The 23,300-nt window shown below is 29.2% G+C and carries 22 protein-coding genes and 1 pseudogene; 8 read left to right on the top strand and 15 right to left on the bottom strand.

The genetic code is table 11. The features are described 5' to 3' along the window. Window positions 1–36 precede the first annotated feature (36 nt). The 12 genes and pseudogenes from rfbD to BUB65_RS02350 form a co-directional block, all read right to left on the bottom strand. Entirely contained in the window at window positions 37–897 is an 861-nt protein-coding gene (gene rfbD / locus BUB65_RS02420) for a dTDP-4-dehydrorhamnose reductase (RefSeq protein WP_073071834.1), read from the bottom strand. Window positions 898–914: 17 nt separating this feature from the next. Next, the gene (rfbC, locus tag BUB65_RS02415) at window positions 915–1,484 is read right to left on the bottom strand and encodes a dTDP-4-dehydrorhamnose 3,5-epimerase (RefSeq protein ID WP_073071832.1); all 570 of its coding nucleotides are present in this window, start codon (window positions 1,482–1,484) and stop codon (window positions 915–917) included. Window positions 1,485–1,573: 89 nt separating this feature from the next. Next, the gene (locus BUB65_RS02410; protein ID WP_073071830.1) at window positions 1,574–2,314 is read right to left on the bottom strand and encodes a glycosyltransferase family 2 protein; all 741 of its coding nucleotides are present in this window, start codon (window positions 2,312–2,314) and stop codon (window positions 1,574–1,576) included. Window positions 2,315–2,383: 69 nt separating this feature from the next. After that, window positions 2,384–3,244: a glucose-1-phosphate thymidylyltransferase RfbA gene (rfbA, locus tag BUB65_RS02405; RefSeq protein WP_073071827.1), complete on the bottom strand. Its 861-nt coding sequence runs from the start codon at window positions 3,242–3,244 to the stop codon at window positions 2,384–2,386. Between the two features lie 597 nt (window positions 3,245–3,841). Then, window positions 3,842–4,513 (bottom strand): annotated as a pseudogene (locus tag BUB65_RS08265) (transposase). Window positions 4,514–5,072: 559 nt separating this feature from the next. Beyond that, on the bottom strand, window positions 5,073–6,317 hold the full coding sequence (locus BUB65_RS02380) for a hypothetical protein (RefSeq protein WP_073071815.1): 1,245 nt from the start codon (window positions 6,315–6,317) through the stop codon (window positions 5,073–5,075). A 182-nt stretch (window positions 6,318–6,499) separates the two neighbouring features. Next, window positions 6,500–7,423, bottom strand: coding sequence for a glycosyltransferase family protein (locus BUB65_RS02375; protein ID WP_073071813.1), 924 nt, complete (start codon window positions 7,421–7,423; stop codon window positions 6,500–6,502). Between the two features lie 95 nt (window positions 7,424–7,518). Next, entirely contained in the window at window positions 7,519–8,718 is a 1,200-nt protein-coding gene (locus BUB65_RS02370; RefSeq protein WP_073071810.1) for an HAD-IIIA family hydrolase, read from the bottom strand. Beyond that, window positions 8,715–9,299: a D-sedoheptulose 7-phosphate isomerase gene (gene gmhA, locus BUB65_RS02365; RefSeq protein ID WP_073071808.1), complete on the bottom strand. Its 585-nt coding sequence runs from the start codon at window positions 9,297–9,299 to the stop codon at window positions 8,715–8,717. The genes BUB65_RS02370 and gmhA overlap by 4 nt, the downstream gene beginning before the upstream one ends. Before the next feature lie 12 nt (window positions 9,300–9,311). Next, window positions 9,312–10,334, bottom strand: coding sequence for a GHMP family kinase ATP-binding protein (locus BUB65_RS02360; protein ID WP_073071806.1), 1,023 nt, complete (start codon window positions 10,332–10,334; stop codon window positions 9,312–9,314). Window positions 10,335–10,357: 23 nt separating this feature from the next. Then, complete coding sequence (locus BUB65_RS02355; protein ID WP_073071803.1) at window positions 10,358–11,548, bottom strand: glycosyltransferase; 1,191 nt, start codon at window positions 11,546–11,548, stop codon at window positions 10,358–10,360. Further along, a complete protein-coding gene (locus BUB65_RS02350; protein WP_073071800.1) occupies window positions 11,549–12,799 on the bottom strand; it encodes a sugar transferase in 1,251 nt (416 codons plus the stop codon). Between the two features lie 784 nt (window positions 12,800–13,583). Here BUB65_RS02350 and BUB65_RS02345 point away from each other — a divergent pair. From BUB65_RS02345 to BUB65_RS02315, 7 genes are all read left to right on the top strand, one after another. Beyond that, window positions 13,584–13,775 carry a DUF1659 domain-containing protein gene (locus BUB65_RS02345; protein ID WP_073071798.1) on the top strand — a complete coding sequence of 64 codons (192 nt, stop codon included), beginning with the start codon at window positions 13,584–13,586 and terminating at the stop codon, window positions 13,773–13,775. 52 nt (window positions 13,776–13,827) lie between these two features. Then, entirely contained in the window at window positions 13,828–14,040 is a 213-nt protein-coding gene (locus BUB65_RS02340) for a DUF2922 family protein (RefSeq protein ID WP_073071795.1), read from the top strand. A gap of 31 nt (window positions 14,041–14,071) precedes the next feature. Further along, window positions 14,072–14,260, top strand: a complete 189-nt coding sequence (locus BUB65_RS02335) for a hypothetical protein (RefSeq protein WP_073071793.1) — start codon at window positions 14,072–14,074, stop codon at window positions 14,258–14,260. Between the two features lie 87 nt (window positions 14,261–14,347). Next, the gene (locus BUB65_RS02330; RefSeq protein ID WP_073071791.1) at window positions 14,348–14,677 is read left to right on the top strand and encodes a sigma factor; all 330 of its coding nucleotides are present in this window, start codon (window positions 14,348–14,350) and stop codon (window positions 14,675–14,677) included. Between the two features lie 297 nt (window positions 14,678–14,974). After that, window positions 14,975–16,075 carry an MFS transporter gene (locus tag BUB65_RS02325; RefSeq protein ID WP_073071789.1) on the top strand — a complete coding sequence of 367 codons (1,101 nt, stop codon included), beginning with the start codon at window positions 14,975–14,977 and terminating at the stop codon, window positions 16,073–16,075. A gap of 77 nt (window positions 16,076–16,152) precedes the next feature. Then, window positions 16,153–16,626 (top strand): crossover junction endodeoxyribonuclease RuvC, encoded by a 474-nt coding sequence (gene ruvC / locus BUB65_RS02320; protein ID WP_073071786.1) that lies wholly within the window; start codon window positions 16,153–16,155, stop codon window positions 16,624–16,626. A gap of 12 nt (window positions 16,627–16,638) precedes the next feature. Then, entirely contained in the window at window positions 16,639–20,748 is a 4,110-nt protein-coding gene (locus BUB65_RS02315; protein ID WP_073071784.1) for a PolC-type DNA polymerase III, read from the top strand. Between the two features lie 59 nt (window positions 20,749–20,807). On the opposite strand, the gene BUB65_RS02310 is transcribed toward BUB65_RS02315, so the two are convergent. Genes BUB65_RS02310 through BUB65_RS02300 form a run of 3 tightly spaced genes read right to left on the bottom strand, consistent with a single transcriptional unit; the run spans window position 20,808 to window position 22,608 of the window. Continuing rightward, window positions 20,808–20,987: a hypothetical protein gene (locus tag BUB65_RS02310; RefSeq protein WP_073071782.1), complete on the bottom strand. Its 180-nt coding sequence runs from the start codon at window positions 20,985–20,987 to the stop codon at window positions 20,808–20,810. A gap of 29 nt (window positions 20,988–21,016) precedes the next feature. Continuing rightward, a complete protein-coding gene (locus tag BUB65_RS02305) occupies window positions 21,017–21,514 on the bottom strand; it encodes a hypothetical protein (protein WP_073071780.1) in 498 nt (165 codons plus the stop codon). Beyond that, the gene (locus BUB65_RS02300) at window positions 21,514–22,608 is read right to left on the bottom strand and encodes an AAA family ATPase (RefSeq protein ID WP_268807472.1); all 1,095 of its coding nucleotides are present in this window, start codon (window positions 22,606–22,608) and stop codon (window positions 21,514–21,516) included. The genes BUB65_RS02305 and BUB65_RS02300 overlap by 1 nt, the downstream gene beginning before the upstream one ends. A 437-nt stretch (window positions 22,609–23,045) precedes the next feature. On the opposite strand from BUB65_RS02300, the gene BUB65_RS02295 reads away from it, so the two are divergent. Next, on the top strand, window positions 23,046–23,300 hold a 255-nt coding region (locus BUB65_RS02295), incomplete at its 3' end, for a transposase (RefSeq protein ID WP_143606643.1).

Raw genomic sequence — 23,300 nt, 5'->3', positions numbered from 1 at the left:
AGATGAATTTTTTGGCTATGTGTTACTTACCATCATTCATTCACCAAACAATTCTTTCAAAAATCTATCCACAGCATTTTTCCAATGTGGCATTTCAATGTCCAACGTCTCTTTTAAACCAAAATTATCAAGTTTTGAAAACTTAGGCCTTTTTGCAGGAAGATTGAAATCTTCCTGTTTTTCTTCTTTTATTACACCTTTCCATCCAATCTTTTCAAGAATGTATTTTGCATATTCATATCTTGAACATATCCCTTCGTTTGAAATATGATACAATCCTCGTACCCTTTCTTTAACAATTTCCAATGTTACCCTTGCAAGGTCAACTGTATATGTTGGAGCAGATATTTCATCTGTAACCAACCGTAATTCATCTTTTTTCTTTGACCATTCGATTACTTTTTTAGCAAAATTAATATTTCCTTTCCCAAAAACCCAACTTGTTCTAATAAGTGCGTAATCGTCGAAAAATTGCGAAAGTAATTTTTCACCAAGATATTTACTTTCCCCATATTTTGATAACGGATTTGGTGTGTCATAAATGGTATATGGAGAACCTTTTTGTCCATCAAACACATAATCTGTTGAATAATGAACAAGAAATGCATTTATTTCATATGCAGCTATTGCTAAATTTCGTACAGAAAGTCCATTTACATTGTATGCTATTTTCCATTCTTTTTCTGCTTTATCTACCGCATTATATGCTGCACAATTTATTATAACATCTGGTTTTGTTTGTTTTACAAGTTCTCGTACATCTTTTAAGTTAGTTATATCAAGCTTTGTATAACCTTCTATAAAATCAGTTGCAATATATTCTATTTTCTCTTTTTCAAATAATTTTTGTAAATCCTGCCCAAGCTGCCCAGCAGCACCTGTTATAAGAATCTTCATTTTATCACCCAATTTTTTTACCATTCAAGTTTTTTTACTATTTCTTTTAATTGTGGTAGTTTTTTATCTTTTTCCGATAATATTGGCTCTTTTATACCATATTCTTCAAATGGCCATTTTATGTTTATATCAGGATCATTCCATATTACTCCAGCATCATATTCAGGATAGTAATATTCTGTTGTTTTGTAAAGAAAATCAGCCTCATCACTTAAAACAAGAAAACCATGTGCAAAACCTTCTGGAATATAAAACATTTTCTTGTTTTCTTCAGATAATATTACACCATACCATTTTCCAAATGTTGGTGAATTTTTTCTAAGGTCCACTGCTACATCAAATACTATACCTTTTACTACACGAACAAGTTTTCCTTGTGGATATTTTACTTGGAAATGTAATCCTCTTAATACCCCTTTTTTTGACCTTGAATGATTATCTTGAACAAAGTCTATATCAAGTCCTATTTCAGAAAATTCTTTTTTATTCCAGCTTTCCATAAAAAATCCACGGTTGTCCCCAAAAACTGTCGGTTCTATAATATACAATCCTTCTATAGGAGTTGATACTTTTTTAAATTTTGACATAAACACTTCCTCCTTAATTAAAATTGAATCTAACAACATTTCCAAAAAAAAGTAACATTTTACCCTTGATTCATTACTTTTTCTTATTATTAATTAATAATATCTAAAAAACATCGTTTAATAATTCCAAAATTTTTCTTTAATAACTGATACCTAAAAAGGAATTTATTCGTATACCATATTCCCATCGTAGTAGGAATCTTTTTGACATTCTTATATTGTTTAACAATTTTACTAAGAGTATAAAAATATGATTTATCTAATTTTCCTTGTGATTTATGATGTATACTCTCAATAGGAAGTACCCAGATAGGAATATTTTGTTTTGAAGCCCTAAGACACATTTCTACCGCATATAAATGATATCCACCTATTAAGTCAATATTAAATTTCAATTTGTTAAAAGTTTCTCTATCAACTATAATAACACATTCATCAAGTGTTTTTACACGAACAGGAAAATCAATAGAATATCTTCCCGCTGGTTTTAAATCATCTCCATGCTTTATATTTGTAATTGTTCCTTTATCTTTTACTCCAGCAACTCCATATATCCCTTTTCCCATTTTTTCAACATAGTTTTTTATATCATTTAGTGTACTTGAAGAAAGAAATCTAATATCTTGATGAACAAAAACTAAAACCTCGCCTTTAGCTTTACTTGCACCCTCATTTAAAGCTACTGCAGCTGATTCATATCTGTTATTTTTGTTATTTAAAAGTATTAATTCATAATCAATTCCTTTTTGCATTTTTAATGATGAAAGTAAAAATTCATTTAAAATTTTTTCATCATTGTATACACATATAATACTTATTAATTTGATCATAATTTCACCCCATAATTTTAAAAATTGCTATATAAATTTTTCTCACAACTTTCTCACATACTATAAATATCATTCAACTTCTAATAAATACCTACCATATTCTGTTTTTTCCATAGGTTTTGCAAGATTAAGTAATTGTTCTTTTGTTATATAACCAAGTCTGTATGCTATTTCTTCTATTGCTGCAATATAAAATCCTTGTCTTCTTTGTATTGCTGCAATAAAGTTACTTGCTTCTAAGAGTCCTTCTGGTGTTCCCGTATCAAGCCATGCAAAGCCTCTACCAAAAAGTTTTACTTTCAACTTTCCAATTTTTAGGTATTCTTTATTTAAATCTGTTATTTCAAGTTCTCCTCTTGCAGAAGGCTTTAGATTTTTTGCAAGTTCTACTACCTGTTCGTCGTAAAAATATAATCCAGGAACAGCATAATTTGATTTTGGATATTTTGGCTTTTCTTCTAATGATATTACATTTCCATTTTCATCAAATTCTACTACACCATATGCTCGTGGATCTTTTACATAATATCCAAATATAACTGCCCCTTCTTTTAATGAAGCTGCGTCTCTAAGTATTTTTGAAAATCCCTGTCCATAGAAAATATTATCTCCAAGGATAAGGCAAACTTTATCACCAGCGATAAAATCTTCTCCTACAATGAATGCATCTGCAAGTCCACGTGGTTTTTCTTGTACTTTATATGAAAATTTTAAGCTTAATTGTGAACCATCTCCCAAAAGCTTTTTGTACAAATCAATATATTCTGGATTTGAGATAATGAGTATTTCTCTTATACCTGCAAGCATTAAAACAGACAAGGGATAATAAATCATTGGTTTGTCATATATAGGAACAAGTTGTTTTGAAACAACCTTCGTCATTGGATATAGTCTTGTTCCTGAACCTCCTGCAAGGATTATGCCTTTCATTTTTTCACCTCCAAATGAATCTTTAGCATAAAATTGAATATTGTTATCCTTTAATTATTTACAACTTACTCTGTGATAATTTCACGAAACACTGAAAAAGAATTTTTTATATTAAAAATTCAATATTATTTTCTTTTGCAAAAGCTTCTATTTTACTATTGTGTGCTACTGCTATACAATGTACTCCTCCATAATAAGAAATTATAAGAGGGCGTAATCGCATAAATGTGAAAACTTCATTTTTCCAAAGATATTTTACAATATCCTCAAAAGATTGTTTTTTAAATTAAAATGAATTACATCTCCGTTTCCGGAAAGAGAATTTATAAATTTTTTGATAAATTCCAAGTCCCACTCTTTTTCGAAAAATATGTAATACTCTATCTCATACCCCAATTCTACATAAGAATTAATTAATGTTTTAAGTTTCGAATAATTGAAATTTGTAGTTTTCATCAATACTATACCAACTCTTTTTGTTTTTGGATTGAAAACTCAAAGTTTTTAGACTCTATCCAATAGGTTCTGTCAAGAAAATGCTGTAAAAATACCCCTGTACCCTAAAACAGATTAATAATCCATATCTAACTATCTCCTTTAAAGTAACCATTCTTCGTTAATATTAAGCAAAATTGTTACAGTTAATCTTAAAAGTGATCCTTCATTTGGAAAAGCTCCTACTACTTTAGTTTGTCTTTTTAGTTCTTTGTTTATTCTTTCTAACATATTTGTTGTTTTTATTCTTCTCCAATATCTTTTTGGATATTTTTGATAATTAAACAAGTCAAATATAAATCTTTCACACACCTTTACTGCTTTTTGTAGCCCTTTTCTTTCAAGTTCTTCGTTAAGAAATTCATTTACTTCTTTGGCTATATTAGAAACTGTTTGCCTTGAAAGTTCTTCTACTCCAAGTGTTGAAATTATTTCTCTTATCTTTCAAGTCTATACTCCTTGAAGATATGATTCAACAACTGCATTCTTTAACGCCTTTTCTACTCTTGAATATCTTTCAAATACTTTCATTTCAAAAGAAAATTCTCTAAATTGTGGTTTTCTTAATTGTAATTTTCCTAATCTTGTGTTCAAGCTTCTTTTCCTATAACCATTGCGATGCGCTCTTCTATTCCTCGTTCTTTCGTAATGTTCTGCCCCTGCTTGCAAATATGCTTCATATTCCATTACTGTGTTCAAAAACCAGGTGAAAAGATTTCTTATTCCCTCTTCATTTTCTGTAAGAAATTGTAGTATAATATCTTTGATTTCCATGGCCCTGTATCCCTCCTTTGTAATAAGTTTTCTCACTTATCTATTTTAGGATACAGGACCTTTTTTGTTTTTATAGCTTTTATTTTACACTGCCATCCAATCTATTACATAATCTTTTTCTATAACTATTTTCGTTGAAAATTCTGGTAAATACCTTTGTATCATGTTAAAAGATTAAAAATCTCTTACAGATACATAATCGGCTTTTTAACAATTTTCTTAAAGAGTATTCTATTTCACTCTATAATAAGTTTATCTGATAATAAAAGATTCAAAAAAAGCAAAAAAATTTTTTTACTAAAAGAAGCAACTTTGTGAATCTTTGATGTTTGATGTGGATTATTGCTTAAAACAAAGAAAATTTTTTCGTTACGATGTTTCTGAATGAGAGAATGCAAAATAAATTCATCACCAATATTATCATAACCAAAATAACCTACCACGGTTATTTTGGTTTTATTAAAAAACAATTTGACTTTTTTGCTAATTAAATTAATTGAATTTTTTACAAACGATATGCAACACATTTCAAAAACATCTCCCCTATAAATTTTCCATACTAATTTCTAAGTTTACTTGCAATTAAATTGGCATCTATATAAGCAATCCAAAACCATATCGCAGTTGTTTGAAAAGGTCCTAAAGAAATAAAAGCATACGTAAATATTCCTAAAATAACTGATTTAATTATCTTTTTATTTTTTAATGTCATAATATTTTCACTTCTTTTCAAATTTATTAGTAACTTTTTTATAAGAAAAAAAATCATCCCTATTCCAATCAAACCATCATAAATAATAATTTTACTCCAAAAAGATGTTAAAAAATTCTTAAATAACTTAACTTGAATAATTTTACTTAGAGATTCTTGCGGTAATATTTTCGCTACGTTTAAATACTCCATTCCAAGACCATATCCAAATATAGTATTCAGATTAAAGTGAAAATTTTTCAAAATCAAAAAAAAGCTAAACCTATCAATAAAAGAAATAGTACCAACGTATATATCCTTTTTGATAAAAACTGCTTCTATAGTTCTATTTACTTGGTATACAATATAAGAGCTACTAAAATAAAATTTAATTATTGCAATAAAAATCGAAAAAATAATTATTGTAATCAAAATTGATTTGATACTTTTTCTAAAAGATTGAAAGAAAGAAAAATACATAAGAAAAATGAAAAGCGCAAAATAAGTTGTGAAACTAAAAGTCAAAAATATTAAAATACCCAATATAAATAATAATAAAACTTTTTTCTTAATTTTGTAATTTGAAATAAGAATGGCTGGTAAAATTACGAAAACTAAATAAACACCCAAGTGACTTGGTTCAGTAAAAGAACCATGAATTCTTATAAAGTTACCTGTCATAAAACTTTCTAATATCACAAAAACTATAATTATAACTAATGAGCTCGAAATAATTAAATCAATTACTCTCTCCTTTTCTAAATCTAAAAATATATACCTTAAAAGGAAATATTCACTTAAACCTACAGTCAATCCCGACACCTGTCTAAAAATTGGTACAAAATCATACAAATTAGGTGAAAAAACAATGGCAAACAAAGAATTTATTATAGTTATAAAAATACTATAGAAATAGAAAATAAATAAAATTTTAGAGACTGATGTAATTTTTATACCTTTAGCAAAAAAAAATGGAATATAAAAAATTGAAAACAAATGAAACAAAGTAAAACTTTGAGCTATCAAAATATTATACTTCCTTAAATACAAAAACAAAAATCCTGTCGGAAGCAAGAATAAAAGCCAATTTTTTTTACTAAATTTTATTCTCATAATTCCTCCCTACAAAAACAATTTTACATTTATGTATTCATATTCATTAGTTAGCAATTTCCTTAAACAAAAACATATTTTTTTTACATTATCATTGCTAATTATAGTTAAAACTAATCGATTTTTAATAAAATTTATATATTTTTTTATTTCACAATGAAATTTTTCAACTCAACAAAATATCAATTCTTTTTCATAATTTTTTCAAAAAAACTCCAAAAAAAATTTCCTAAATAATTTACACCATTTAACATTCTAACTATAGTTTTTTTTATAAAATATCTATATCTTAATGTTAGAATTAAAGATTCTCGCCAAAAACTATCCTTGTAAAAAAGTCTTATTATCTCCAAGTTACTTTTAATAAAATATGGTATATTGTTTATATTCTTTTCCAATGGTTTATGGTAATGAAGAACCTCAATAAAAGGAACGTAATATATATTCCACTGGTATTTTTTTGCTAACAATCCCATTATTCTTTCTTCTTCGTATAAAAATACATTTTTGAAATATTTATATATTTCAATAAACTTATTACTATTTACTAACATAACAGAGCCTTCTATTGCAAACACTTTCTTTGAAGAACCTAAAGCTTTTTTTCTTTGGATTTCCTTATAAACAAAATAACTAAAAGGATACGCAATGTTGTAAATCACATTAACAAATGGAGCCATGTAAAGCAAAGGTGTAGAAGGATACCTACTTGAATTAATAATCTTTGGCCCAACCAAAAAATCATTATCGTTTTTTAAAAATAACAACAAGTTTTCTACTAAATTACACCAATTTTGAGAACTTACATCAGGATTCAAAATCAATACTTTATTAATTTTAAAATGTTGTTTTAAATAACTTACACCTATAAAATTTCCTTTAAAATAACCCAAATTTTTTTTTGATAGGATATATACGATATTTAAAGTACCCAAAAAATTTTTAATTAATTGCTTTACTAACAATATCTCTTTTTCATTATTCGAATTATCAACTACCACTATAGGAAATTTTATATTATCACGAACAAATTCCTTTAAAAGTCTCTCTAAATCATTAGATGAGTTAAAATTCAAAATACATATACCTATATTATTATCTTTCATTGTACCTCCTCGCAATAGTTTAAATGTTTTGCTGCATTTGTAATATTATATTTGTAAGATTCTATTATTAACAAAAATCATTCCTGAAAACATTTTTATTTAAATAATTTTTTACCAGACATTATTATAGAATTTAATCCCCATAATTCTATTTTATCACTTTCTTTGTCGCCAATCATTATAGATTTTTTAATTCTTATTCTAAAATCTTCACTTGCTTGTAAAATCATCCCAGGTTCAGGTTTTCTTGCCAAAGATATTTTTTTATAATTAGGGATAATACCATCAATATGATAAGGACAATAATAAAAAGCATCTATTTTGAGCCCTTTTTCTTCGTACACTTCCTTTATATAGTTATTTGTTCTTATTACTTCATCTTCACTAAATTTTCCCCTTGCTACTCCTGCTTGATTTGAAATCACAATTGCAAATTTTTCTTCTTTGTTGGCCTGTTTCACTAGATCAAATGTTTTTTCAATAAAGTTCAAATTTGTTCCGTGTGGATAACCTGTATCTTCAATTATAACTCCATCTCTATCCAAAAACAATGCAGGCTTTCTTTTTTGCTTAATACAATTAGGAATCTCATTTTGTGCTTTTTCATAATCCTTTGGTATTCCTATGTCAATGAATTTTCCTCCCATTGGGATTCCAAAAAGTTTTTTAGAATTTACCAAGTCGGGAAATATTTCCTTTTCCAATGAAATAAAATTATTTCTCTTAAATTTATTTAAATACTTCTCTAACGTTTTCTTTTTAAAATAATATATTCCTCCATTTATGTATCCATCTACTCTATTTGACGGAAGTGTCCCTTTTTCAATAAACTTTTCAACATAATATAAATCATCAATTTCTACAAATCCATACCTTGACAAATCTTTAGTATATCTCAAAACTATTAGTGCCTCTGGAGATTTTTCATCAACAAAATCAAAGAGTAAATCATATTCTATATCAAAAAAAGTATCACCATTTAATATCAAAAATTCATCTTCAAGTTTATCCCAAGCACTTATAACAGCTCCACCTGTTCCTAAAGGCTCTTTTTCTTCAGAATATGTAATACTTATTCCAAATTCTCTTCCATCTTTAAAGTAGTCCTTTATAATAGAACCTTTATATCCTATTAGTATAAGTATGTTGGTTATTCCAACTTTTTTTAAAAGATAAATTTGATATTCCAAAAATGGTCTTTTACCAATCTTTGCCATTGGTTTAGGTACATCTTTTACAATACTTCTTAAACGAGTCCCCAATCCTCCAGCTAAAATAACTGCTTGTTTTATCACTCCTTAATACCTCCAAATAATTCATCTTCAATTATTTCACATATTATGTGACCAATCATTATATGTGCTTCCTGAATACGCGGGGTATCGCTTGAAGGGACATTTAACAATATATCAGAAAATTCTGCCATCTTTCCTCCTGTTTTACCGGTCAATCCAATAGTAAAAATACCATTTTCTTTTGCAAACTTCATCGCTTCAACCACATTTTTTGAATTTCCGCTTGTACTTATCCCAACTAATATATCCCCTTTTTCCCCTAAACCTTTTAATTGTCTTACAAAAACTTCATCATATGAAAAATCATTCCCAATAGCAGTTAACACTGATGTATTAGTTGTCAAAGAAACTGCTTGAAGTGGTGATCTATTTAAATAAAATTTTCCCATTAGTTCTGCTGCCAAATGTTGTGCATCAGCTGCACTTCCACCATTTCCACAAAAAAACACTTTCCCATTATTTCTTAATGATTTTGTTATTCTTTCTGCAGCCTTCTCTATTTTAAAAATAAAACCTTTGTCATGTAAAATTTTATCTTTTACTTCTATACTTTCTATTATTCTATGCTCTACTTTTTCCACCTTATTCACTCCTTATTTTTCAACCTTCCAAGTTCTCAAACCTTTATCTTCAAATGAATAATTAATTACTTGAGCACCAAGTTCTTTTAACTTTTTTATAACATCATACCTTCTATCAAGTTCTGTGAAGAAAAACATAAATCCTCCTCCACCAGCTCCAGAAATTTTCCCTCCCAGAGCACCTGCATTTTTAACTTCTAAATAAATATTATCAATTTTTTCATTAGTTATACCTTCAGCCATTTTTTTCTTATAGTTCCACGCTTCATCAAGATACAAACCAAACTTACCAAGTTTCCCCATAACAAGTGCATTCTTCATATTAATAGCAAGTTCTTTTAAATTATGAAGCGATTGTAGTGATTCTTTATTCTTAGTTTTAACATTTTTGATTTGTCTTGATAAAATCTTAGAACTATCGTGACTGCCACCAATATACGCAAGAATTAAGCTATAATGTAGTTCATTTATTATATTCTCACTTAATTTTAATGGATTTACAATTGTTCGATTATCATAGAATTCCATAAAGTTAAATCCTCCAAATGCCGTAGCATACTGATCTTGTCTTCCACCTTTTATACCAAGCTCAATTCTTTCAATTTTAAATGCCAATTCTGCTATATCATAAGGTGTTAGAGGTAAATTTAACCATTCTTTAAACGCTCCAATTAACGCTACACAAACAGCTGATGATGAACCTAAACCAGAACCAGGAGGAGCATCGTTGTGTATATAAATTTCGAAACCAGAGGGAATTTCATTTTTACCTTTAAAATGATTAATCACTCCTTTAATCAAATCAAGTTGTCCATCGTAAGCCAAATTTTCGTCCACATCATACTTAACTGTTAAATCATAATCAACACTTTTTATAACCATATTTTTATCATTTTTAGGAATAAGCGTTATAGTCGCATATCTATCAATAGTTGCATTTAACACCATTCCACCATATTCATCACAATACGGTGAAACATCCGTCCCTCCCCCACTAAAACTTATTCTTAATGGAACTCGTGAGCGAATAATCACTTTTTCACTCCTTCTTTTATTTACTATTCAATTACTTCATATATATAATTTCTAAATTTATTTTCAATTTTTTTCCAAGTATAATTTTCTTTTATGTAATTTCTAGCATTTTTACCTATTTCTAATCTCAGAGTTTTATTTTTTAGCAAGGAATTTATAGCCTCCACAAATTCTTCTGAAGAATTAACAGCAAAAACATCCTGAAAATTTTTAATATTTTCAAAAGCTTTAATACGTTCTTTAAAAGTCACAACAGGCTTTCCAAGTGCCATACCTTCTAAAATCTTATTTTGAATTCCTGCACCTATTCGAATAGGTGCAATTACTATTTTGGATCTGGCCATCAATTTATAAGGATTTTCTATATAACCTGTAACAAAAACATTGGAATACTTTTTTTGTAAATTCAAAACTGCTTTATTTGGATTCGTTCCAATAATATATAATTTTACATCATAATCAATTTCTGGAAGTATTTCCTTTGTAAAATAAACAACAGCATCTACATTTGGTAAATAATCCATTTTTCCAATAAAAGTAATTATATTTTCATCAGATTCATCATTTTCCATTCCTAATAGTGCTCGCGAAACTCCCATAGGGATAATCTTTATTTTATTATCATCTGGTTCTATGAAATACTTATCGATAACGGATGTGATAAATGCCATTTTATAATCGTTAAGAATATTTTTTTCATATTCCAAAAGTCTTTTACCTTCCATTTTGTAAATTGATTTCCAAAGAAAGTTACCAATTTTATTATTTCCAATCAAATAGTGATAAGCTAAAGAATCATGATAATCTATCAAATGGACCGAAAAATCATTAAAAATATGTTTTCTATATTCATGGGCTCTAATATGATTCCATAAAATTAAGTTGTAATGGTTCTTAGAAATTATTTCAGATAATTTTTGAGCAATTCTCCCTGAATAATATAGATGACTTTGTAAAGGTTCATTTTTAAAAACAGCTTTTGACATTCCGGAAATTTTTTGAAAATTGGTTAAATAAAACGGAAATATATTATCATATAACTTTTTTACTTTTTTAATTAGTTGATTATCTAAACTATCACTATGAATAAAAGAAAGATCTACTTGAAGCCCCATATTTGAAAGAAATTCTGAAAACTTTAGTATTCTCTTTCTGAAACCGGCAGTTGGTGGATAGGGTAATCTTGTTGAAAATATCAATACTTTTTTTTTCACTCACTTCGCTCCCCTCTTCCAGAAAATAACTTCAAGTGTTTGAAGAATTATTTTTAAATCAAGAAATATGTTTCTATTTTTCACATACCATAAGTCATAGCTAAGCTTTTTTTTCACTTCATTTAAATCGGATGCATATTTATACATTATCTGTGCCCAACCTGTAAGCCCTGGCTTTACGTTATGCCTTTGAGAATAAAATTCTATTTCTTTTTCAAATTGCCTGACAAATGGTATTTGTTCTGGTCTTGGTCCTACGATACTCATATCACCTTTTAGTATATTTATAAACTGCAAAGATTCATCTATTCTAACCGGTCTTATTAATTTCCCTATTTTTAATATCCTATTTTGCTCCTGGTCTGCAAATTTTGCTTTACTTTCAATATGTTTTTTCATGCTTCTGAATTTTATTAATGTAAAATGCTTGTTGTCTTTTCCAACCCTCAATTGCTTAAAAATAACTGGCCTTCCGTCTTCAATAAGTATGGCAATTGCCGTTATAAGCATAAATGGAGAAAATAATATTAACCCAAGTATTGAAACAAATATATCAAGTAATCTTTTTGCTGGTGATTCTTTTGTACTTTGAAAAGCTATTTCATAGTACTCTTTAAATTTTATTGCAACCTTTATTGGTATTCTTTTTAAAATATTCTCTGCAAGGTTTGGAAGGTATTCTATTTCATATTTTTCCTTTAGCTCGGTTAACTGCTCTTTTACATATCTTTCAAGTTCTTGATCGGCAATAAGGATTGCATCATACTGTTTTATCTTGGCTTTAAGTGCTGTTGGAGATGGGTTTAAAAATTCTGCAAATTTGACTTTACCTTGTGATTTTCTTTCAATCTCGTTTAGTATATCTTTTAATTCTTCCTTTTCCCCTATTACAAGGTATCTTTTTTGTGGAATATTTTTCATTAAAAGAAAGAATTCTATTTTGTGTAAAATAGGAATTGTTGTAATTAAAAAAAGGGCGTTGTATATGAAAAACCAGCGGTTTAATATTTTATCCATCAATGGATAAAATATTAATATTCCAATAAAGCCTATCATTACTCCTGCAAAGACCCTTATCAGTTGTTCATGATAATCTTTTAGATATTCGTGGTCGTATACCCTAAAAGCATATATTCCTAACCATATTATAACAGAAAGAAAAACGGATATGAAAACAGATGAGAATATAAAGTAATTTAATATAAAAATAATGAAAATATCAATAAAGTTGATTATCCTTATTATTTTCATTCATCTTCCCCCAAAGAAATTAATGATTGTCATCAAGTAATCCGTAAGTTATTAAGTTATTATCTAATAATGTCAAACACCTGCAAGTCAGTTTAGATAAATATAATCTTGTCGAAAGTCGATCCTCATTATCCAAGATACTTAATGGTTTCAATAAATACAGCAACATATATTTGCGTATCCAAGGCTTCTGTATTATTCACACCTGAATTCTCAGATTTACCTCTTTCATTGTTACTCCCCGACAACCTTTGTTTGTTTTTAATATATTGTAAGAAATATGATACACAACCGTAATTTACGAAAAATATTATACCCTATAAAAATATTTGTGTCAATATATTTTAAAAAAATTTACATTTCACCATTCAAAATATATAGAAAATAAACGAATATTTTGACCCACTATTTCTCATTTAACCTAATCAATGAATATATTTAATTGTTTATTTGACAATTGTTAATATTCTGGTAATATTGAAAGTTGACAAACATTTTAACTTAAAAGTATTTTTTTATAGTTATTCCAAAATTTCTTACAATCTTTATATTAATATAACCTTTCTAAAGTTTTAATATTGGGTATCTTGACAAATTCATAGCAAATATCTTCAAATCTACTAGTATTAATACGCAATTAACGTTAATATTTTTTGTGATATTTTGTTACAATATATCGAAAATGCGAACAATTCTGTTAACTTTTCAATCTCACGTAGATATATTTATATGCACGCAAAAAACCGGTTAATGTGTGTAAAAAATTTTTTGGAGGTGGATTTACATGAAAAGACTTTCTCTTAAGTGGCTTGTTGGTACCGATGTAAACGGTGATCCAGTTTTCAAAAGGCAAACTTTAAACGTAGAAGACACTATTGATGTTGCAAAAGCATTAGTTGTTGCACAAACACTTGAAAAGTATACTACATATTCTGTAGATACTGCTCAAGTAATTACATATGAAGCTGTTATATAACTTATTATATCACCATGAAAGTATTTCAAAAAAACCTAAAGGGGGATAAAACATGAAAAGACTTACTTTGGTATTTAGAAACCAAACCGATGGAACTGCTATTAGAATTAATCTTTCTGAACCAATTGCAAACATTGATTCAGCTACTCTTGAAGCAGATGCACAGGTATTAATAGACAATGGACTTGTACCAGTAGGATATGTGTTTGATGAAGCAAAAGTTGTTGAAACAAATACAAATGTTTTGCTTGACCTTATTCAGTAAGAAAAAATTCAATTAGAAGGAAGGTAAAAATATGCTGTGGAATATAATTCGCCTTTTCATGGAGCTCGTGGAAAGACCTGGAGAAGGTGAAAATAAGAAAAAAGAAGTGATCGAACTTGTTGATTGTATTTTAGATGATTTAAATATTGAAATTCCAAGAGAATTTTTGGAAATTATCCTTTCACCAGCGATAGATTACCTTGCAACAGTTATGTTTTAACCTTTTGGAGGAGGAGGATAACTCCTCCTCCATTTTTAACATATATCACTAAAGTATACGTATGTATAAAATAAGGGGGTTATTATTTTGGGAATTTATCAAACTTACAAAAATGAAGTCAAAAACATCACAGGAAGATATTTTAAAATGTACAAAAACAAAGTTTATTCATATGAAGATTTAGAACAAACTGTATGGTACATACTTTTAACAGGTTTAGCTAAATTCGATGGTAGAGGAGACGAAAGATTGTTCATCCTATCGTTCATTAGATATAAACTAATTTCCATATTAAAATACAACAGAAAACCGCCACATTGTGGGGATAATCCTTTTACTCCTCTATGTATGGATTATATTTCAGCTGATGATGTTCACACAGAATACTTTGTGAAAGTACACGGCGAATACGATTAAAAACAATTAAAGTAATTAAAAATGGCCGAGAATCTCGGCCATTTTTTACTAACATACCAACAATTTTAAAATCTTAAAAATAAAAGAAATTCATTACTACACATCTATTAATCAAGCATCAAAAATAATCCAAATCAATCACATACCACGGCGAAATAATTCTTTAACTCCTTATTTTTTATAAACATTTTATTTTTTCATTTTTTGTGATACAATTTTATTAGCAATGCGAAATATATGGACATATTTTACATAAGTTGATATAATTGAATGAAAAATAAATAATGGGGGTATTGTATGGAATTAATAGCTCCTTTTTTCCATTTCATTGCTGATTTTTTTAACGCGTTTATAAAACCACTTGCACCTTACTTTATTGATAAATTTAATATAGACAACAGAACTTTTGCAAGTTCTATTGCCTTAATTGGTGGTTTAACATCACTTGTTCAAGTTTTCTTTGGCGCATATTTTGATAAAAAAAGCAGAGATGGGTTATACATAACTACAATTGTCCTTTTAGAAATCTTCTTTATAACCTTCCTTGGTTTTGTCAATTCATTTATAATTTTCATAGCTCTTGTTGCAATTGTTAGAATTTTAAATTCTGCATTTCACCCAGTAACTGCTGGATTTGCTGGGAAAAGCCAAAAAGGAAAACATATTGCTTTGTTTTCCGTTGCAGGAACACTCGGTGCTGGTATAGCACCAGTATTTATTACAGCTTATCAAAAGTTAGTTGGTATTGAAAAATTGTACTATATAACAGTTATTGTCACTATTTTTATACTCCTTTTTTCAAAAAGCCTTTTATCATACAGAAAAGAAACAATTCCTACAAGAAAACTTTCTTTAAAATTAGATATATTAAAGCTTTTTCCAGTATTTCTAATTGTTACAACAAGAAGCTTTTCAATGAACATCTTTCATACATATATTCCAATATATATGAATGAAGCTGGAAATTCCCTTGTAATAGGTGGTTCTGTATTAACTGCTGGTATGCTACTTGGCGTCTTTACAAACTACCTTGGAACAACTGTTCTTGAAAAAACAAATTCAAAGATAACTAATTCCATCGGTTTTCTCGGAATGGGTATCTTTGGACTTTTGTTTGTCTTTGTACCGAGCATCCCATTTAAAATTTTGTCATTTATCTTATTCGATGGTTTTAGCTTCTTTACAATGTCTTCCAATATAGTAACAGCGCAAAAGCTTCTCCCCAACAACAAGGCTCTTGCTTCCTCCATCTCCATGGGATTTTCCTGGGCGATTGGTAGTTTCCTAACAAGTGGCTATTCAGCTATATTTGGTAACAACATCATGTTCATGATGTTGTCAGCAAGTATTGCTGTATTAATTGTACTTGTAGTTTATATCTCCTCCGTCAAGTACTAATTTTTTAGAATTTATTACCCCTTATTAATTACAAGGTAATAGTAAGATTGTATAATATATGTCATGGAGGAAAAAATATGACTATACTTGGTGTTGACCCTGGATATGGTATACTGGGGTACGGTGTATTAGAAAAAAATGGAAACAAGATAAAGCACATTACACATGGGGTAATTACAACAACAAAAGATATTGAAATGCCCGATAGGTTGGGATATATATATACTGAATTTGTAAAACTTATTGACAAATATTCCCCAGATGTTTGTGCTATTGAAAGTCTTTTTTTCTACAATAACTCAAAAACTGCAATCCACGTCGGAGAAGCAAGGGGAGTTATTCTTCTTGCAATATCTCAAAAAAATATACCACTTAAAGAATTTACTCCGTACCAGGTAAAAAACAACGTAACAGGATATGGAAGGGCAGATAAAAAACAAGTACAGAAAATGATGAAAATACTCCTTGCACTTGATGAAGTACCAAAACCAGATGATGCTGCTGATGCCCTTGCTGTAGCCTGGTGCTATGCCGTAGAAAAAGCATATTAAGGGGGAAAATAAATGAAGTATAAGTTTTCAAACTTAAACTTTCCAATCTCCAAAATTTCAGATTATTTCAACATAGACCTTCCAGGTGAAATAAATGAAATAATATACGATTCTGAAAACAAATTTCTCATCTTTTACATATCAACAGTCTCTAATGACCCGGTTATAAAATTACTTGAAGAAAAACTAAAAATGTTCTTTGGAGTTAATGTACGCATAGAATTTACCTCCAAAAACATTGAAAAAGAAGATATTTTAAATATCTTCAACGGTAATGCACCGTACGTTAAAGATATTGAAATCTTAAATGACACCATCATTGTCAAAACATTCAGTGAATTTGCTGCTAAAAAGATTGAAAAAAAGATAAAGTACGTTGAAAAAATCACAAACAAGAAAGTTGAATTTGAGCTAATTGAAGATGAACTTATAAATACTCCAAAAATCACATTAAATTCCAACGAGAAAAACCCATTGAAAAAGATGAAAAACAACAGTAAGTACTATTTCCCTTCCAACATCAACCTCAGTGCAAAAAATACTCTTCTCAGGGGAAAAGTATTCGAATTTGAAGTATCTGAATATGGAAAACAGATACTTACAATTTACGTTACTGATAGAAAAGATTCCATCACATGTAAAGTATTTGAAAATGTAGGAGAATATACAGACAAAATAGAACTTGGTAAATGGTATTACTTCAAAGGTTCCATGGCGGTTGATAAAAATGGAGAGTTTTATTTCGCAGTAAAAGACATCTTTGAAGACCCAGAACCACTTGAAAGAAACGATGAAGCAGAAGAAAAAAGAATAGAGCTTCACGCTCATTCAAAAATGAGCGATTTAGACGCCATAATCGATATAAAAGAATACGTGAAAAAGGCAAAAGAATGGGGATGGAAAGCTGTAGCAATAACGGATCACGGAAATGTCCAAGCTATACCGTATCTATATCAAGAAGCTACTTCAAATGGAATAAAACCCATTTTTGGAACCGAAATGTATTTTTTAAGTGAAGAGGGAGACATAGTAAAAAATATCTTTGATGATAAAAACATAGACGATGTAACATATACAGTTTTTGACCTTGAAACAACGGGAACAAACGCAAAATTTGATGAAATAATCGAAATTGGTGCTGTAAAAGTAAAGAAAGGAAAAGTAATTGATACATATCAATCTTTTGTAAAACCAACAAAAAGTATAAATACATTTACTCAGAACCTTACAGGTATAACAGATGATATGGTTGAAAATGCTAGAAAAATTGAGGAAGTTCTTCCTGAATTTTTTGAATTTATAAAAGATACAGTTCTTGTTGCACATAATGCAGACTTTGATTTTGGCTTTATAAGAGAAATTACAAGAAAACTGTATGGTAAAGAATTTGATTTTACATACATTGATACCCTTAAACTTTCAAAAGCAGTACTAAAGCACAAAATAAAATCATATGGACTTAGTAAATTGGTGGAATACTTTGGAGTTGGTCCATTTGAACACCATAGGGCATACGAAGATGCTGCCGTAACTGCAGAAGTGTTTGATAAATTGATTAACATTGTTAAAAAACAAGGAATTAGAACTCTTACACAGATAAATAATTTAAAATCAAAAATTTCCGCATCAAGTATAAGAACAAAAAGAGTATTTAATCATTTAACCATCCTTGTTAAAAACAAAGATGGTCTAAAGAACCTATACAAACTAGTATCGGATGCCCACATAAAATACTTTAAATATGTTCCATTTGTTCCAAAAAGTATTTTAAAAACATACAAAGATGGACTTCTTTTTGGTACCGGTTGTGAAAATGGTGAAATATTTAATATGCTAACGGGGGCAGCAACAGATGAGGAGATTATTGAACTTTTAAAAGATTATGATTACGTTGAAATATTTCCCCTCGATACTATTTCAACTGTTGAAAAAGAACAAGCGAAAGAAATATTTAAAAGGTTATATACCCTTGCCAAAAAACTAAATCTTCCAGTTGTAATGGTGAGCAACGCACACTTTATCGAGCCAGAAGATATAAAAGCAAGACATGTGCTTCTTGCACCAAAGGAAAATAGTAATCCAAATGATGAAGATTTAAGAGACAAAAATGCAAGATATTATCTTAGAACAACTGATGAAATGCTTACTGCAGCTATGGAAATATTTGAAGATGAGAAAATTGCAAGAGAAATTGTAATAGATGGGCCAAACAAAGTTGCAGAGATGATAGAAGAAGTTGTACCAGTTAAAAAGAAACTTCATCCACCTGTAATTGAAGGTTCAGATGAAAAAGTTAAAAACCTTTCAATTACAAAGGCAAAAGAACTATACGGCGATCCTCTACCAGAACTAATTCAAACGAGGCTTGAGAAAGAACTTAAAAGTATAATTGAAAATGGTTATTCTGTGTTGTACGAAATAGCTCACCTTATAGTTAAAAAAGCAAATGAAGATGGATACGTAGTTGGCTCACGTGGTTCTGTTGGTTCATCATTTGTCGCCTACCTTATGGGTATAACTGAGGTTAACCCATTACCACCTCATTACCTATGTCCACATTGTAAATATGTGGAATTTTCTGAAGAAGTTGGTTCAGGATATGATTTAGCTGACAAAATATGCCCAAAATGCGGAACAAAATTAATCAAAACGGGGCAGGATATTCCATTTGAAACATTTATGGGTTTTAAAGGGGATAAAGTGCCCGATATCGATTTAAATTTCTCAGGCGAATACCAAGATAGAGCACATAGCTATATTGTAGAACTCTTTGGAAAAGACCATGTGTATAGAGCTGGAACAATAAGTACAATTGCAAATAGAAGTGCAATTGGGTATGTCAAAAGTTATATGGAAGTAAAAAATGAAAAATTAAATAACGCTGAAAAACAAAGACTAGCCAGTATGGTAACTGGTGTAAAAAGAACCACCGGACAACACCCAGGTGGTCTAATGATCGTTCCAAAAGATATGACGGTGTACGATTTTACGCCAATACAATTCCCAGCTAACAAGAAAGACTCTGATATGTGTACAACACACTTTGCATACGAATCTATACACGATGACCTTGTAAAACTTGATGCGCTAGGTCACGATGACCCCACTATGTTGAAATTGTTGTATGAATACAGTGGAATTGATCCAACTACAGTACCCATGGATGATAAAGAAACACTTGCTTTGTTTTCATCTCTTAGACCTTTAAAAATAAAAGCATCGGACCTTGGTACAGATGTTGGAACAATAGGTATCCCAGAATTTGGCACAAATTTTGTTCAAGAAATGCTGAAAGAAACAAGACCAAAAACATTTGCCGAACTTGTTCGAATCTCAGGACTTTCCCATGGAACGGATGTTTGGCTAAACAACGCACAGGAAATAATTAGGTCTGGAAGAGCAACTCTTTCGGAGGTTATTTCCTGTCGTGATGACATTATGAACTTCCTCATTCAACACGGTGTTGAAGAATCAACTGCCTTTAAAATTATGGAAAAGGTAAGGAAAGGTAAAGGATTATCTGAAGATGACGAACAAATTATGAAAGAAAAGAAAATACCAGAATGGTTTATCCAATCTTGTAAAAAGATAAAATATCTATTTCCCAAAGCACACGCTGTTGCATATGTAAGTATGGCATTTAGAATTGCATACTTTAAAGTACACCATCCCCTTGCATATTATGCAGCTTTTTTCTCTATAAAAGGGGGGGAATTCCCATTAGATATAATTTTGAAAGGACCAAAATTTATAAAGAAAAGAATAATGGAACTATCAGTTAACATGAAAAAAGATATTAAAGAAAGGGGAGAAGAAAAAGTACTTGAAGCAACTCTTGAAATGTATCTCAGGGGGATACATTTCTTACCACCGGATATTTTAAAGAGTGATTACAGAAGATTCTTAATTGAAGAAGGAAGACTCAGGATTCCTCTTAACAAAATACCTGGTGTTGGTGAAAACGTTGCTTTTTCCATTGTTGAAGCAAGGAAAGAAAAGAAATTCACTTCAATAGAAGACCTTAAAAAAAGGACAAAATTAAGTAAAGCTCACATAGAAACAATGAAAAAATTACATATTTTAGACCATCTTCCTGAAACCGATCAACCAACTTTGTTCTAAATAATTAAGCAAAACAAATCTCCACCATATGGTGGAGATTTTTCTTTAATATTAAAATTTCACTCTAATATCATTTTATATAAATCATTAAACTCGTCAACTTCTGACCAATCAATTTGTTTTAATTTAGTGGTTAGTCTTTCAAGACTCCAATCTGGAGAAAGAGCAGATAAAATACAGCCAAGTTTAACTTTATCTTTCTTTCTTTCATTTAATGATAACCCACAAAAAATATTCAAATTATTAATATTTTCTTCAATGCTTTCAACTACACAACTTTCATTTTTTTCAAAGAATCAATTAGAAATCTTTCCAGAGCACCTGGTTTATCAGGAGGCACGCAAAGTAAAAGTGTTTTTATTTTCAATTCACCAAATAAAACATTATTTAAAGATATTTCTTCCCATTGATTAACTTTTTGAGTTCTAAAAGGTCCAAGAAGATTTCTTATACTTTCTTCAGTATCATCATCTCTATCAACAATTACTACAAGTTTATCGATTAATCCATTTTCATTTCTAATGTTTATCAAATATTCCTTTACTTCTTCTAAAAACTTTTTGATTTTCGCCTTACCACCTACTGAAATTATCTCTATACTTACATCATTAGTTGCCAAATTTATTTGCTTTTGATATGAGTCTAAATTTATATTAAAGAAACTTTTCTTAGATTTGGGTTTAAATTCAACATCTCTTTTTCTCTCTAAATAAAAACCCAATAGTGTAGCATCGGTATTTCCTTCGCAAACAACTAGAACGTTCATTATCTCAACTCCATATTGAATTTTTTGATATATTTAAGAGCATCAAAGCCGTTTAATTTTAGTAATTTTTGTTTCCCATTGAGTTCTTTTAACGTAAATACCCTAATATTATTTTCCAAAATTTCCTTTCTATCTTCAAATGCATTTAAAAATATCTCAAGAAATTCTTGATTATGAGAAGTTAAAAACATTTGTTCGTAATAATTTAAACTGTAATTAATTAGTAATCTTGCCAAAGTTGGAACTGAAGAAGGATGAAAAGTAGCGTCAATCTCCTCAATCAGATGAACAGAATTTCTGTACATCTCCATATTTCCAATTAAATAAAAAAATCTTCTAAAACCATCTCCAAAAAGCGAAAATGGCAATTTTGAATTTTTTGTTTGTACATATATTTTAGGTGAACCATCAGGATATGGAATATTATCTATTCCTGTTATTTCAGGAAATACTTTTTGTAATTCTTGAACAGTTTCATTTAATTTATCCTTTCTTTTAAGATCACCATACAATATTTTTTCAATTGAAGGATTTCGATGTGACAAAATATCATGATAGACCGCCAATTTTAAATATTTTGAGCTTTCGATTTTCAATGGGAGCGTTAATTCGTATAATTTTTTTTCATTATTCATTGTTACTTCCATCTTACCTAAAAACACTAAAGAGCCTTGTTCTACATTCTCTTTCATCTTATTACTTTCATTTACAAAATCTGTTACTTCATAATTTGTAGAAACATTATCAACCATTAACTGCGACAAAAAAGTAGAAGGAAAAAACTTTATTTCCGTCTTATTTTCTGAATCATTCTCATCTATTGATATAATATTAATCTTCAAATCTCCACTAGAATCAAATCCATTATAAAAAAGGTTTAATAAATCTTCGCCAAATTCATAATTACTAGTAAATATGTTTTTTTGTCTGGCAGGAAAGACGACATTAATAAAAGCTCCTATATTAAGTCCCGATGAATGCAAAAACAAGGCTTCTAGAATTGTTGTCTTTCCAGAGTTGTTATCTCCAAAAAATATGTTTATATTTGATAAGTCTTCTAAAACCAAGAATTTAAATTTTCTAAAATTTTCAATAACAATTCTTTTGAAATTATTTTTGATAATTTCACCACCTCATAGTAATTTTCTTTCAGTATAATTTTAACATATTTCTTTATCTATACTCAAAAATTCCCAAAAATTTATCACAACAATTAATTTGATGCTTAAAGCATATCTCCATTTAAACAAAAACTTACAACCTTAAAAGCAAAGCCCAAGAGATAATAAAAAACAAATAGAGACACAGGTTCTATGTTGCAAACGTATTATCAATGAAAAACCTTATAACTTGGCTTTAAATACCGTTATGGGATACAACTCAAAATCACAAACTGATTAAATAGATGAAACCGATCAACCTACATTATTTTAAATAACATCCCCACTAATGCACTGAACCCCAAAAAAGAAACAATAAAAAAAAGCACCCCCGAAGTGGTAAAATAAAACCAACGAGGGGGTGTTTTTCTTTGGCAAAGAAAGGACAGAAATTTAAGAAGTATTCTTCTAAACTAAAAGAAGAAGTCATTAGACTTTACTTTGAAGAGCAACTTCCAAAACGAACCATTGCATCTCTTTTAGGCATTGATCAAAACAGAGTTCGTTTGTGGATTAACAACTATCTTACTCATGGAACAGTTGAACTAAAAAGGGGTAGGCCAAAGAAGGAAACATTAGAAGAAGAAATGGAAAGGTTAAGAGCTGAGAATGCATATTTGAAGCTC

Origin of the sequence: Thermosipho atlanticus DSM 15807 (genome assembly GCF_900129985.1) — a bacterium.
Classification (GTDB): Bacteria; Thermotogota; Thermotogae; order Thermotogales; family Fervidobacteriaceae; genus Thermosipho_A; species Thermosipho_A atlanticus.
Note: the sequence above shows the minus strand (reverse complement) of the source record. Positions and strands in the feature narration are given on the sequence as shown.